The sequence below is a fragment of the Myxococcus sp. CA039A genome, from assembly GCF_013336645.1.
Taxonomy (GTDB): Bacteria; Myxococcota; Myxococcia; order Myxococcales; family Myxococcaceae; genus Myxococcus; species Myxococcus llanfairpwllgwyngyllgogerychwyrndrobwllllantysiliogogogochensis.
The window spans coordinates 19,025-34,076 of the sequence record NZ_JABUMQ010000040.1 but is presented as its reverse complement, the minus strand read 5'-3'; the positions used below and the strand labels follow the sequence as shown (position 1 = coordinate 34,076).

General features: G+C 66.2%; 6 protein-coding genes. 3 read left to right on the top strand and 3 right to left on the bottom strand.

The genetic code is table 11. The annotated features are described in order from the left end of the window. Positions 1 to 381 precede the first annotated feature (381 nt). Positions 382 to 3,156 carry an ELWxxDGT repeat protein gene (locus HR086_RS09400; protein WP_174465409.1) on the top strand — a complete coding sequence of 925 codons (2,775 nt, stop codon included), beginning with the start codon at positions 382 to 384 and terminating at the stop codon, positions 3,154 to 3,156. Between the two features lie 229 nt (positions 3,157 to 3,385). Here the strand turns inward: HR086_RS09400 and HR086_RS49555 are convergent, their stop codons facing one another. Both HR086_RS49555 and HR086_RS09390 read right to left on the bottom strand, forming a co-directional pair. Continuing rightward, positions 3,386 to 4,690 (bottom strand): M57 family metalloprotease, encoded by a 1,305-nt coding sequence (locus HR086_RS49555; protein WP_306440922.1) that lies wholly within the window; start codon positions 4,688 to 4,690, stop codon positions 3,386 to 3,388. Between the two features lie 340 nt (positions 4,691 to 5,030). After that, entirely contained in the window at positions 5,031 to 7,145 is a 2,115-nt protein-coding gene (locus HR086_RS09390; protein ID WP_174465408.1) for a hypothetical protein, read from the bottom strand. Positions 7,146 to 7,953: 808 nt separating this feature from the next. On the opposite strand from HR086_RS09390, the gene HR086_RS09385 reads away from it, so the two are divergent. Continuing rightward, complete coding sequence (locus HR086_RS09385) at positions 7,954 to 11,769, top strand: Ig-like domain-containing protein (protein WP_174465407.1); 3,816 nt, start codon at positions 7,954 to 7,956, stop codon at positions 11,767 to 11,769. 113 nt (positions 11,770 to 11,882) lie between these two features. Here HR086_RS09385 and HR086_RS09380 read toward each other — a convergent pair whose 3' ends face one another. Beyond that, positions 11,883 to 14,150 (bottom strand): hypothetical protein, encoded by a 2,268-nt coding sequence (locus tag HR086_RS09380; protein WP_174465406.1) that lies wholly within the window; start codon positions 14,148 to 14,150, stop codon positions 11,883 to 11,885. Positions 14,151 to 14,447: 297 nt separating this feature from the next. Between HR086_RS09380 and HR086_RS09375 the strand changes: the two genes are divergently transcribed. After that, positions 14,448 to 15,026: a hypothetical protein gene (locus tag HR086_RS09375; protein WP_174465405.1), complete on the top strand. Its 579-nt coding sequence runs from the start codon at positions 14,448 to 14,450 to the stop codon at positions 15,024 to 15,026. Positions 15,027 to 15,052: the final 26 nt, after the last annotated feature.

Sequence of the window (15,052 nt, the reverse complement as noted above, 5' to 3'; positions counted from 1 at the left end):
AGGGCCGCCGCAGCCAGACTTCTGGCAGTCAGCGCCCCACCCTTCCGCGCCGCGCACTCCCGCGCAGCGCTCGGCGGCGGTGTGTCCGTTCACGTGCCACAGGGACCACACCCCCTTGAGCCGACCTCTCCAAGAGGTGCGCTTACCCGTCCGCTCACGAGCAGGACAGCACCATGGGCTTCTATCGGTCCGATGTTCCGGGAGAGCACAGATACGTGGCCTCCACGCAAAACAAGGCCATGCGCCTCGCGTCAGAATTCCCTTCCAGACATGTCAGTCCGGTGCGGTTTCATCCAACGCCTCAGTGAGGGGTTCTCCAACATGAATATCCAGAAGCAAGGCGGACGTTCCGCGTCCGTATGTTCCACTCCTGCATCCGGAGTGAGAGGTCTTTTCCTACTCACACTGCTCACCTTGGGCGCGGGCTGCGGCCCGGAGGCAACGGAGCCGTGGGCTCCCAAGCAGGAACCAGGTCCCCTCAGGGAGGCGCTGGACGAAGGACCCGCCTTCCTGGTCAAGGACATCAACACCTCGACTCCGGCCAACGTCGGCTCCAATCCGAAGCACTTCGTCGCGCTCGGTGGGGCGCTCTACTTCGCCGCCGACAGCCACACCTCGGGCGAGGAGCTCTGGAGGACCGACGGCACCTCCGCTGGCACCGCGCTGGTCGCGGACCTCTGCTCGGGCCCATGCGGCTCAAACCCGCGCGGTCTGACGGTCATGAACGAGGCGCTCTATTTCTTCGCCTCGAATTCCCACGGAGCCCTGGGGCTGTGGCGCAGCGATGGCACTGTCGCCGGCACGCAGATGCTCAAGGCAATCAACATCAACAACTTCAGTCCAAAACTCACCCCCATCAACGGGACGCTCTACTTCAGCATCTACGACCCCGCCTCGGGAAACGAACTGTGGACGAGTGATGGCACCGCCGTCGGCACGAAGATGCTCGTGGATATCAACCCGGGCACCGGCGACTCCTACCCGAGTGGCTTCCTCGCCTTCAACGGCACGGTCTATTTCAGGGCCACCTCCGGGGTGGGGGCCGAGTTGTGGGCGACGGACGGCACCGCCGCCGGCACCGCCATGCGGATGGACCTCTACCCGGGCACCAACGGCTCCGCGCCAGCTGAACTCACCGTGTACAACGACATGCTCTACTTCATCGCCTCGGATGCTCCCAGCCAGCGGAGTCTCTTCAAGTCCAATGGGACGGCCGCGGGGACCGTCAAGGTGAAGGGTTTCGGGACCATGGGCGCCCCCCTGCTCTTCAACGGGCTGATGTACTTCCCGGCCTCCGACACCGCCTCCGGATACGAGCTGTGGAAGAGCGATGGCACCACCGCCGGGACCTTGCTGGCCGTGGATGTCTTTCCTGGCAGCGCCGCCTCCCACATCAACAACATCAAGGTGGTGGGAGACAGTCTGTTCTTCACCGCCTACGACTCCACCGCTACCTATGCCCTGTGGCAGAGCGACGGCACCCAGGCGGGCACCCAGCGACTCCTCACCGCGCCCTCGAACCTGAACAACGTCAACGTCCTGGGCGGCTCGGTCTACTTTTCCGCCCGGGAGGCGAGCACGGGCTCGAGCGTCTACGCGGAGCTCTGGGTGAGTGACCTGACCGCCGCGGGCACCCGCGTCGTGAAGGACATCAACCCGGGCACCTCGCTTGGCGCCTTTTCAACCCTGGCGACGAGCTACTTCGGCATCCTGGACGGCGTCCTCTACTTCGGAGCCAACGACGGCGTCTCGAACACCGAGCTGTGGCGCAGCGATGGCACGGCCGCTGGCACCACCCAGGTGAAAGACCTCTTCGGGCCCGTGAGCGAGTCCTCCCCCGCGAATCTCGTCGTGTCGAACGGCCGCGTGTTCTTCACCGCCAATGAAGGGAGCCATGGGGCGGAGCTGTGGGAGAGCAATGGCACCGCCACGGGCACCCGCAGGTATTGGGACATCTGCACGGGGAGCTGCAGCCCGACCCTGTCCTCCTTCACCCTGCATGGCTCGAGCATCTTCTACATCACCACCACCAATTCGATTGGAGGCAGCTCGCCCGCGAGGCTGATGCGGAGTCCCACCTCCTCGGGCACCGCTGGCGCCATCCCCGTGGCCAGCTCGCTCACCGTCACCTCGCCCCGATTGGTGTCGTACAAGAACTGGCTGTACTTCCGCGCCAATGACACCAGCTACGGCGACACCTTGCGGATGACGGACGGCTCCTACACCACCCAGACGAGTGACACCGCCGGTCGCGGGCTCAGGACCCCGGACCAGATGGTGGTCTCCAACGGGACGCTCTTCTTCACCGCCGATGACGGCACGAGCATGGGGACCGAGCTGTACAAGACGGATGGCACCTACTCGGGCTCGACGCGGGTGAAGGACATCTGGCCGGGCGTGAACAGCTCCTCCCCGTCCAACCTCACCGACGTGAATGGGACGCTGTTCTTCCGCGCCCAGGATGGAACCGGCGCGTACAACCAACTCTGGAAGAGCGATGGCACCAGCACGGGCACCGTCAAGGTGGCGACCTTCTTGCCGGCAACCGGCGGCGCGTTGACCAACTTCAGGAACATGTCGGGGACGCTCTTCTTCTTCGTGTCCGACTACACCACGACCGAGCTCTGGAAGAGCGATGGCACCAGCGCGGGCACCGTCAAGGTGAAGGACCTTCCGGTGCGCTCCTACTCCGAGTCGACGTACTTCGCCACGATGGGCGGCGCGCTCTACTTCGGCCTGCGTGACGATGCTCACGGCTACGAGTTGTGGAAGAGCGATGGGACTGCCGCGGGCACGGACATCCTGGTGGACCTCCGACCCGGTCCGAATGGGGGATTGGCGACGCAGTCCTACAACAATGGCGCGCTCGTCTCGAACCTGCTTCCGTTGGCCGAAGGGCGGCTGTTGTTCTCCGCGTCGGATGGGGAAACCGGAATGGAGTTGTGGATGACGGACGGGAGCGCCGCGGGAACGGTGCGCTTGACGGACCTGGCACCGGGTGACGCCTCCTCCACTCCGACGTCGCTGACTCGCGCGGGCACCCTGGTCTACTTCGCCGCCAACGACGGGGGGCGTGGCCGCGAGTTGTGGGCCCTGCGTGTCGCCGACATCATGGACAGCAGCCAGACTTCTGGCAGTAAGGGCCCCACCCCTTAGCCCCCTACCCTTCAGCGCGGCGCTCTCCCGCGCCGCGCTCGGCAGCGGTGTGTCCGTTCACTTCCCTCGGGCACAGCGTATCGTCGTGCGCCTGCGCCCCGGGCGCGGCTCGAAGTGACCCGGATGGCGCATACCCGCGTGGCTATCCGGGGTCTGTCATTGGGTGCGTTGAAGCGAAACCGGCGGCCCGGAGCACTTCTGTCCGGGCCGCCCATTGCCAACGGGGCGATTACGGGCTGAGGGAGATGCTCCCCGCCCAGTAACCGTAGGAGTACGAGGTCACGCCATTGCGGGTGGTGCCCGCGTAGCCACCCTGGGCCGGCTGGATGGTGACAGTCACCTGTCCGCCGCTGGAGGCAATCACACCCGCGTGCACGGACGCCGTGCAGACATCCGAGTCATCGGTGTAGAGGTCCGTCCCCCAGATCGCCGCTCCGAGGCTCGCCGTCGGGCAGTTGCACCGGATTTGCGTCCCGTTCTGCCCGCGGTAGGACAGGAAGTTGAAGCTGGAGCAGATCGGCGGAGTCTGCGGCACCTGAGCGCCGATGAGGCGGAAGCTCCCCGCCCAGGCGCCGTAGGAGTTCGTGGTGACGCCGTTGCGAGTGGTTCCCACGTAGGTGCTCTGGCCCGGCTGGATTTCGACGACCACCGTCCCACCGCTGGTGGAGATGACACCCGCGTGCACCGCGGCGGTGCAGATATTCGAGTCATCGGTGTAGAGATTCGTTCCCCAGACAGTGCCTGAGGCCCCCGGGGAGCAGGTGCAGCGACCCTGTGCCCCCGTCTGCCCTCGGAAGACCGTGAGGTCGACGTTCGAGCAGTTCGGGAGCTCGCTCGGGCCGTAGAGGGCTTTCAGCGCGGCCTCGTCGGCCTGGGTGAACTCGCCGGTACTGCCGAAGTTGGGGCAGGCGTTCATGACGGACCCGTCCCAAACGGCGGCTTCCGGCGACCCCGGGATGAGGATGGCGCCCACGCCCATATCGCCCTCGTTGTAGCCGCTCGGGCAACTGATGGCGCTGTTGTAGTAGTCCGTGTGGCGCAACCCGATGGCGTGGCCAATCTCGTGGGTGATGGTGTGCTCGTTGATGTCGAGCTCGTAGTTGGCCAGCAAGACAGTCATGTAGATGGTCCCGTGGGGGAGACCGAGCGCAGGGAAGAACGTCCAGCTATGGTCCTCGGTCGTGGTCACCATGTCGATGTTCGCGGAGCAGCCGGTGGTCGGGCCGCGCTCGAAGGTGAACCGCAGACCCAGCGCGTTGTAGTTTTCGATGGCCATGTTGAGCCCCAGCTTCAACTTGGGATGCTCGTTGAACGAGTCCGATGGGTTGAGGCAGATCTTCGTCACTGAGGGGCCGACGACGTTGGTCGTTCTGTAGTGCTCGGCGCTCCCCGGGGGGGCCTGAAGCATCTCTCGGGAGGCCTGGAGCGTCACACGCGTGTCGCCGCCCACGAAAACAGCCTCGTTGATGACCTGGATGTCCTTGGCCGGATAGCCGGCCTCGATGAGGTTGGAGATGATCTCCTCATTCTCCATTCGCGGATCCATACCGCCGCAACCGACCAGCAATGCGACACCGGTCACCGCGAGGACTGCTGCCTGCTTGAACATGGATGCTCGTCTCTTTGACTTCGGGGGAATGCGCCGCCCGGCGAGGGCTTCCCGCCGGGGCCGCGCGCCAGGTTTCATAGCGCGCCCCCACCCCAAACCCTCAGCGACAACCTTGGATGCTTAATCCGTCTCAAGTCTCGGGATTCGAGACACCCACGCGAAGTCGGAACTTGCTGCTGAAATGACCCCGCGGGCTGTTGAAGACCGGGGCCTCCCGCCTCGCTGGGCTGAGGCGCCAGACGCGCAAGGGAACGCGGCGGCGTGCTCAGTCCAGGATGAGTGAGTAGGGGCCGTACGTGAAGCTCCCGGACGCAATGTCAGGCCGGACCCGGAGGTGGTGGAGGCCCGATTGGGTGGGAGTGAAGTCCCCCGCGAAGCTCCTGGGCACCGCCGTTCCATCCGGGGCCACCACACTCACCACCGTCCCGAAACCGGCCGTGGCCTTCACGCGACGCGGCTGCCCGGCGAGCAGGCTCAGCGAGAACACGTCCACGTCGAACGCGGAGTCCAGCACCGCGGGCAGCAGCAGCGGATAGGTGATGGGCGTCGCATGGACCAGGTCATCCCCATGGTCGTCCGTGCCCAGGTACTCCAGCGTGAGCTGGTAGAGCCCCGCCCTGACGACGACGTAGACCGGAGCCGTTGCGTCGGCGTCCAGGTGGTAGCTGATGGTGGTGCCCTGGGTCGTCTTGAGCGTGCGAAGCAGCCCGGCCGGTGACTCGAGCTTCGGGTCGCATCCGGTGCAGCTCACCCGATAGAGGGCATTGGCCTCCATGGAGAAGGTGAACACGTCCACGTCCGTGCTCACGTAGCACGCGCCAGAGACAGGCAGGCCCGGTTCGAGCGGCGTGGCTGTCGCGGGTGTGTCCCCGTGGTCATCGGGTCCCAGGTCACGGGCCCAGATGGAGAAGGTGCCCGCACGCCCGAACGGCGCGACATCCACCTCCAGGAAGTAGACCGCCTCCTCGGACGACAGGAAGGTGAAGCCACCGGACAGGGTATGGAGCACCGTCCCCTGCGCGTTCTTCAGCCTCACTGCGCCCGCGTTGCCGGTGCCTCCCATCTGCTGAAGGGAGTAGTGGTGCCCGGCACGCACGGAGAAGGAGAAGACATCCACGTCGAGGCGCGTCTCCATGTGTCCCGTGAGCAGGGAGGGAAGCAGCACTTCGGTCGCATCCACGAGGGTGTCCCCGTGGTCGTCTGAACCCAGGTCTTCCAGGCGACAGGAATAGGGGCCCACGTAGGCCCCGAAGCCCACCTCCACGAAGTACTCGGCGACAGCGGCCGCATCCACCGAGACACGTGTCGGCTGGTTCTCGACGTACGTGTGGACATCCACCATCTGCCCCGTGCCATTCGTGAGCATCAGGTGCGGCCCCACGCTGTACCCAGGGACGACCTCGCAACTGAAGAGGTAGATGTGTCCCACCTGGGTGGTGAAGGAGAAGACATCCCGGTCCAGTCCACCGGAGAGCTGCCCCGTGAAAGGCACGGACGACGGCGTCACCGGAGTGGCGTACTCCCGCGCATCCCCGTGGTCGTCCGTGCCCAGGGTCGCGAACTGGAGCGTATAGGCCGCCTGGACGATGAGGTCCTGCGCGAAGACCGACGTCACCTCCACCCGGTAGATTCCGTCATGCGTCGCATTGAAGGAGACCGTGCCCGTGGGATCCCCCGTGGACGAACCCGTGGGAGAGAGGACCTTCACCTTGCAGGACACGGCCGGGTTCTGGGACGTGCAGGTGACGCCATGGAAGGCCCCGTGCGACAAAGACACGGTGAACACATCCATGTCCGTGCGCAGCTCCATGACGCCCGTGGCCTGGGTGCTCGGGAGCCAAGGCGTGGCCGTTTCCACGGTGTCACCGTGGTCATCCTGCCCCACGTCCTCGAGCACGCAGCTGTAGGAGCCCGACAGCTCCTCATGGACGGCGTACATCCTCAGGTAGGTGGTCTGCGCCGAGTGGGTCTTGAAGTAGAGGCTGCGCCCGGACGAAATCCAGACAGGGACCCAATCCAGACGCCTGCCCGCGGAATCGATGAGCTCGAGACCCCAGCCCACGAGCGGCTCCGGGAAGGTGCAGTGGAAGCGGTAGAAGTGCCGGGCCCCCGACTGGAAGGCGAAGACATCCCGGTCGAGGGAGCTCTCCAGCGTGCCTCCGAAGCTGGCAGAGGAGGCAGGGAGGTGCGTCGCGGTGGCCGGAGTGTCTCCGTGGTCATCGAGCAGCGCGCCTGAAAGGGAGACATTCGCCGGCTGGAAGGACTCCGCCTGCATACCCGGGGCGCCCTCCTCTATTGGCTCGGGGAGTGCTCCACCGCAGCCCAGCGCGAACATCAGAATGGGCAGACGACGCCAGATGGCTCGTAACAGGGGTGTCATGGTCGTTCCTCCAGACAGCAGGTGAGATGGATGGGCCAACGGCGTGGGCCCCTCCTTCCTGAAGGAAGACGCGGCGGAAAGCAAAAACACTGGCACACGGAGCACATGTCAAGCCATGGCAGCTCCATGGGACGTCGGAGCGCCGCGCACCAGGACACACTTGGCTGAGGCGGAGGAGCCGAGGCGGGGCGCGGATGGGGGCCGCCGAACCGTGAGCCACCTCGGTGGAAAGGCCGTCTATTCTCGGTCGCCAAGATATCGCCGGAGCCCGCTTGGCCATCCCCGCACGGGCCGGACAGCATCTCCCAGACTCCTGGGATGGACACGCCCGCCTGGCATGACGACCCTCGCGGGAGATCGGCGATGTGATTGCAATGGCATCCGCAGAAACTGGGGCGTCAGGACCAGTCACTACGAGTTCACCGAAGTCGAGTGCCACGAACGGCGGTAGCGTGGAATGCGGCCGCATTCATTTCCGCGAGGTGCCGCCCCAACCCGTCAGGGCGTCAGGCTCAGGACCGCGATGACACGTGCGTCGCCGACTGGCCGAGATCTGGAGGTCGCTCCAAGGGGAACGTCAGAGGGTCGCGGTACATCGGTGCGGTGTGGCGAGCGCCTGTCACCTGGTTGCAGGTGCCCTCGCCTATCCGGGCGCGCATGACCCCTGTCCGTACAGGGGCTCCGTCGACGCGTGGTCCCTCTTGCTGCTTCTTGGTCCTGTCGTCGTCACCCGAGTCGCGGGAACGGAAAGCGCCGCACGAGCCGTTCGGCCCGCGACATCCCCCCTATGACATTGAAACCCTCCTGGATGAGATGGGCCCTGGTTGTCCTGGGCCTCATGGTGTTCACCCCTGCCTGCAAGGACAACACGCCGAACGACAATGACCCGCCGGACGCCTCGGGCGATCCCGACGCGGGAGGCTCCGATGGTGGCTCCAGCCCCACGGGCGACGGTGGGACTGGAGACGGTGGCTCGCAGCCTTCGGAGAGCCTGGGCTTCATCGACTACGTGTTGCCCGCGTTGGACGCGGAGGCGGTCCCTCGCAACGCGCGGGTCATCGTGGGCTTCACGGAAGCGCTCGACGTCAGCTCGGTGAACGAGAATGTCCTCACGGTGTCGGAGAACGGGGTCTCGCTCCAGGGCACCCTGACTCATGACGCCACCACCCGCACGCTGACCTTCACCCCGGCGCGTCCGTTCACCGCCGACGCGTTGGTGACGGCGGTGGTCTCCTCGCTGCTGCGCTCGGTGACGGGCAAGTCGCTGAGCGTGCCCCATCACTCCATCTTCACGGTGGGGTTGGAGTCGGACTCGTCGCCGCCGAGCGTGACGGCCACGAAGCCCCTCCTGGGAGTGACGGACGTGCCGTCGACCTGGCCGGTGTACGTCCTCACGTTCAACGAGGCCATGGACCCGCGCACCCTCACGGCCGAGTCGCTCCAGTTCGAGCAGTTGCTGGGTCCGAACCCCGCGTCGCCACTCTCCGGGACGTACTCCTATGAAGCCGCGAGCCGGTCGCTGTACTTCCGGGTGAGCCCCCAGCCCGCGCCGGGCGCACGTGTCACGGGCACGCTCTCCACGAAGGCGAAGGACCTGGCGGGCAATCCCCTCGTTCAGCCGTACACGCTCACGTTCGTGGTGGCGTCGTCGAGAGACACCACCTCGCCTCGCGTGCAGGCAACCCTGCCGGAGGCGACCTCGGTGGGAGTCGCCGTGCGCAACGCCCCCATCATCGTCACGTTCAGCGAGCCGCTCCGGCCCGCGAGCATCACGCCGGACCGTCTCTACCTGGAGGAGCTGAACGCGGATGGCACCCAGGTGGTCGGCCTCGTCCCGGGCGCCCTGCGCTACGACGACGCGCGGCTCCAGGGGGTCTTCACTCCTGCCCAGCCCTTGAAGTACCAGACGCGCTACCGGGGACACGCCCGCTTCGTGGAGGATATCGTCGGTAACCGGCTGGTGCCGTTCGAGGGTTTCGGCTTCGTCACGGAGCTGCCCCCCTCCCCTCCACAGGTCCTCGACGCGACGCCTGCTCCGGACACGCGCTTCGTGCCGCTGAGTGGCCCGCTGCGCGTGCGCTTCGACCGGCCGCTGGACCGGGACTCCATCACCCCGGAGACGGTCAGCGTCGCGGGTGTCACGGGGGTGGCGAACTACGAGTCATCGACGAACACGGTGGCGTACCGTCAGTTGTCGCCCTTCGCGCCGGCGACGAACTACACGATGACCGTGCGGGACGTACGCACGCCTCAGGGGGCGAGCCTCGCTGCGCCCTTCACGTACACCTTCCGCACGGTGGCTCCGGGGGTGAGGGTGAGCGCGGGCAGTCCTGGCCAGCCGGGCCCGGCCGTGTTCGCCACCGGGCCGCTGGGGACGCTGGCCGTGTGGAACGAGAACACGGGCACGGGCGTCCAGGTCCGCGCTTCGCTCAACCGAGGCTCTGGCTTCGGAGCGTCCATCCTGGTGGGCGAGGGGCGCTCGATGAAGGAGTCGCCGCAGGCGGCCGCGTGGGACCAGCGGTTCATCGTGGGGTGGTCGACCCCATCGCCCAACGACGATGCGGTGGCGCTCTTCGATGGAACGGCCTTCACCCCGGTGACGCCGGGCATCCGTGGCCACCTCTTCGGGTTCGGCGACAACCTCTATGCCTATGACTCCGTAGCGAAGTCCTTCCGTGTGAGCTCAGGGGCGCAATGGTTGGAGGTGACCCGGAAGAACCTGGGGACGTCCCCCACCCTCGTCTCAAACGCGGGGGCCGTGATGCTGATATCCGGGCCGGACTCTTTCGAGGACGTCACGACGATTTTCGATGGTGTGCAGTGGGTGCACTCCAGCGTCGTCTCCTCGTCCGTGGAGGAGCAGTACACCTTCGTGGGAGACAGCTTTGGCCGGGCGTGGACCACCTCGGAGGGGACGTGGTTCTCGCTCTTCAATCGGACCACCCGGGCGTGGGGGCCCGCCGAGTTCATCACCTCCAGTCAGGCGCGCAACCTGCGCATCGCCTCGGATGGCAGCACCGTCACGGCGCTCTTCATCCGCTCGGATGAACTCACCGCGTCGGTTCGCGTCAATGGTGAGTGGCAGTCCCTCGTGCGGCTGCCGGACAGCGGGCCTCTGCTCCTCCCCGTGGCGGTGGTTTCGTACCAGGGCAACTACGTCGGGTTGTTGTCGGGCAGCTCCTCGGGGCTGCACTCCATCACGCAAGTGGGGGGCTCGTGGACGTCGGTGACGAGGAGCGTTGTCGCGACAGGGATGCACGCGGTGCTCGAGACGCGTGCGGTGGGCAATGAGCTGCTGGTCCTGATGAAGAAGAACGGCCCGACGTCGTCCCTGCATGAAGTCTGGGGGACCGCGCTCACGTCGCAGGGGTGGCAGCCGAGCGTCCAGCTTCGTGGCGCGGAGAGCACTCCCGTGGTGCCGCATCGGGTGGGGGACCAGGTGAGTGTGTCCTATGTGGCGCCGGGGCAGCTCTCCGTGCGTGGCTATCAGGGTGGTGGCCAGTGGGGCGCGGCGAGGCAGATGGTGACGCCGCCGCTCGTCGGTGGCGTGCGGGAGGCGGTGGTCCACTTCGCGCCGGACGGGCAAGGAGCCGCCGCGTGGGAGCAGTTCGATGGGGGCGTGTGGAGCCTCTTTCTCGCGGAATACGACGGGGAGGTGTGGCACCAGCCCGTGCGTCTGGGGCCCGTGGGCTCCAACGTCCGGGTGGCCGTGGATGGCGACAGGGTGGTCGTCGCATACCTCCAGCCGGCCACCACGGCGGGCAAGGTGGACATCTGGGCGGTGTCCTACGCCGCGGGGGGGATGGGGACGCCGGTCAAGCTGGACAGCGTGACGGGTACGGACCCCGACCTGGTCCTGGTCCACGGAGCCAGTGGCTTCATGGCGGCGTGGGGCGAGTGGGAGATTCGCTCGGCGCAGAGCGTGGACGGGACGACGTGGAGCACGCCTCAGCTCGCCGCCGAGCGCACGTCGACGATACTGCGTTGGAGAAACACCCAGTTGGTTCCCTCGGGAGCCTCCTTCGCGTTGTCGACGAAGCGGGAGGACCGCGAGCTGAACATCCTGCGCATGCACACCTCGGGCGTCTGGCAGCCGAGGGTGGAGCCGGTGCTGCGGACCGGCATCTACGACATCGTGGCCACGGACAGCGCGGTGATGGTGATGGCGCCCCTCAGCCATGAGTTCCGCTACATGGTGCACAACGGTGTCGCCTGGTCCAACGAGAACACCGTGGCGTCGTCAGGGGACGGCCAGGGCTTGCTGGCCGTGTCCCCGAGCGGGATCCGGATGCACACGGACCTGAGTTGGTGGCGGTGGACTGGAACGGAGTGGTTGAAGGAAGCGACGAACGTCAGCCGCCCCTACCCGTCTGGCAGCCTGCGGTGCGACGCGAAGGGCTGTGGGCTGATGACGGGGCCCGGCTTCGGGGAGTCGACGGACCTGGGCTTGTCCTACGCGTCGGGCACACGCTCGTTCTGGAGCGGCGCCACGCCCCACCAGGGGCCCTTCCCCGTCCAGACCTGGAGCGTGACGTGGGACTTCGCGGGGGGCACCTACCGCGCCACCTGGCGGCAGCCCGTGGAGCCGGGAGTGACGGCGCTGCACGCCAGCACGGAGCTGTGACGCCGGGCGCGCGGGTGTGAGTCCGTGAGGACGGAGCGGGAGCCGAGGCTTTCGCTCCGTCCTCGCGTCATGAAGTGGCCCGTCACACAGCCCCGAGGATTGGGGCGTCGTGCCTACCGGTAGAGGCGGACGTCACAAATCTGGGAGAACTGGGTGATGCCGGGGAAGGTGCCCGACGCGTAGAACCGCACGTAGCGCGTGTTCAACCCTCCGCCCGAGCGCTGGCTGTAATCCCTGATGAGCGTCTGACCGGACGCATACGACAGGGAGCCGCCGTCCTGAATCACCCAACTGATCCCGTTGAGGCTGAGGCCCATGTACCAGCTCGGCGGATTCGCGCTGCCGAAGAGGACCTCCATCCGCTTGACCAGGTGCACCTGTCCCAGGTCGATGTACACCGACTGCTCGTTCCCGTTGCTCGTCCACCAGCAGGAGCCCGTGTTGTCATCCGTCACCGTGTAGGCCGCGATGGCGTTGATGGTGGCGTTGCTGGACGTCGCGGGAATCTTGTGCTCGACGGTGGCGTCGACGAAGAAAGGCCCCGCGATGCCGAAGCGGCCCGAGTCGTTCTTGTCCACCACCTTGAGCAGCACGTTCGAGTTGCCCCAGCCGCCCGTGTAGAAGTTCCAGTACCTGTTCGTGTTCGCCACGACGTCCTCGCCCACCTTAGTCCACGTCGCACCGTTGTCTCGCGAAGCGAAGTAGTCGACCGCCACACCCTGCGGATGGGACCAGTGGACGGTGACATTCACGCCATCGTGCGTCGTGGTGCCGACCCAGGGCAGTTCGGCCTCGATGCCATTGGCGATGGTCAGCGTCGTCGCGTTGGAGACGATGGTCTGCTGGTGGGGGTCCACCACCCTCCAGAGCGTGGTCGTCGGCAACGTGGCGGAGTCGATGGGGTAGTAATAGTTGTTGGTGATGGTCCCGACGGTCTTCCAGTCAGGCGACAAGGGGTTGGTCGCGCGCTGGAGGATGAGGCTGTTACCACCGCCGTTGATGAACAGCATGGGCACGAGCTGCCGGTTGATCACCGGGTGCTCGAAGGAGACGGTCGGCTTGCTGACGGGATTGGTGACCCAGATGGGGGCCATGACGACTTCGGAGTTGCCCCAGTTCTGGGTGAGCGTGACGACGTAGATGGACTCGTAGGGCGTCAGCGAGAACGCCTCGCGCACGTTGATGAGGTTCGGGTCGGAGTAGGTGATTTCCTTGAGGGGCGCGCCGGGCTGGAAGGGGTTCCAGACCTGGAGCTTCGTCCACTCGTTGCCACCATACCCGGTGCCGTCCTTGGTCGTGCCCCACACGGTGAAGTCCAGCCTCCGCTCGTTGGCGGCGCGCTCGAACTCGGAGCCCATGGGGCGCCCGTTGACCATGAAGAAGCCGGAGGCAGGCGCGAGCCCGGTGCGAAACACCGAGCGGTTGCGCAGCGCGGTCAGGAAGTTGTTGTAGTTGAACGGCGTGCCGGGTGGCAGCACGACACCGCCGCGCCCCTGGGCGAAGTCATCGCCGTAGAGCTTCTCCCGGGGCACGCCGGGCTCGTCGATGAAGGGCCTGACGAAGGAGCCGTCGGGATTCCGGTCCAGGTACTCATGCGCCAGCAGCTCGCGGGTGGTGGCGTGCGCGTCCGAGTTGGAGACCGGGGCGACGCGGAAGCCTCGACGCAGCAGCTCGAAGTACCTGGGGAGCCCGTTGAACTCGGTGAGTTCGATGGCGTCACGAACGTTGCGGCGGCGGTCCGGCTCGGTGGGCAGCGTGAACCAGACGTTGTCGCTGGGGTGGTTCAACTGGACGTGGGTGCTGAGCAGCGGATTGGTCGAGTAGTTGTTGAGGATTTCGTGATGCATGTCCCAGACATCGTCCGAGTGGACGTGGACGTGCCGGTTGAAGCTGTTGAAGTGGTGGTCATGGGAGGGGCCGGTGCCGTCGTCGGGACCGACGTGGCTCTCCACGCCCGTGAGGATGAGCAGCTCGGGCTGACCGTTCGCATCCAGCTCCGGGCTCAGCTGGGAGATGGGGTCATCACCGTCATAGCCGTCGTCCCAGGACGAGGTGTGGTTGCTGGTACCGAAGAAGTCATAGCCATGGCGGAACGCGGACTGGAGTACCTCGCTCCGCAGAATCTGGGGCGTGAAGTCGAGCTCCGTGTCCTCGTTCTCCGAATGGCCTCGGGGGTGGCTGTGCAGGTCGCCGAGGAAGACCTGCCAGCCCCCGCCGCCAAGCTCCTGAGCGATACGATTGCGATACTTGCTCTCCCGTTCCGCGGGGAGCGGAATGCGGTCCGAGGCGACCACGTTCGTCACCTCCCCCGCGAGGGAGGGACCCGCCACCAGGGCAGCCGTCAACAACAGCCAGGGGCTGCGACTTCCACGTCGAGACATGGGATTTCCTCTGAAAGAGCCCCGTGAGCGGGGTGTTTTTTCAAGAGGCATTACGGAGGCATGACGGGAAGCTGGTCGTTCGGACCGCGAGCGAAGGTGCTGGTTGAATGCGGGAGGACCCGTGGCGCACCCGAGTCCCAGGGGGCTTCCACCCCACCTCGGAGCCCCCAGAAGGATTGAAGGCTCAACAGCGTGGAGTCACCGGGGCTGACGGGGCTATCGCGGATTTGTTCCAGCGCCCCGAAACGCAGTAGAAACATCGTCTTTGGGCCGGAAAGCAGTGGCGGGGAAGCCGACATGAGTGACGCAGTGTCTCGAGAAAAGAAGAGTCCAACCGCCGTGACGTACCTGCGCGTCCCGTTGTTGCTGATGACGGTGATGCTGACCATGGGCAGTGGCATGGGCAATCCGGGGTGCGGCAGTGGCGACGACAAGGACGACGACGACATCGGGCCCGAACGCTGTGAATCAGGCTGCGCCATCAGCGGCGACTATGTGTTCCGCTTCCAGGACCCCACGCCGTTGAGCGCCGACTGCGGCCTGCTGGGGGTGTCGCTGCCGGAGGGCGAGCGGGTCGTCGTGGTCCAGAAGGGCAGCGAGGTGGACATCACCGCGACGCTGGGAGAGCTCCAGCTCACGGGCTCGCATTACGGGAGCACCACCAAACACATCGTGCTGAGGGCCATTGTGCAGCTCCAGCGCCGCGAGGGACCTCCCACCGAGTTGCTCTACCTCATCGAAGGCCAGTTCGCGGAGGGCCCCGAGAGTGTCGACGCGCCGGCCTCTTTCTCCGGGACGTTCAATGCCAACCATGTGAACACGGTGGCGGGCGACCCGGAGTGCCGCGTGGTGCGTCGCTTCACGGCGACGCGCTGACCTGAGTCGAAAAGGTCGCGTCGCTG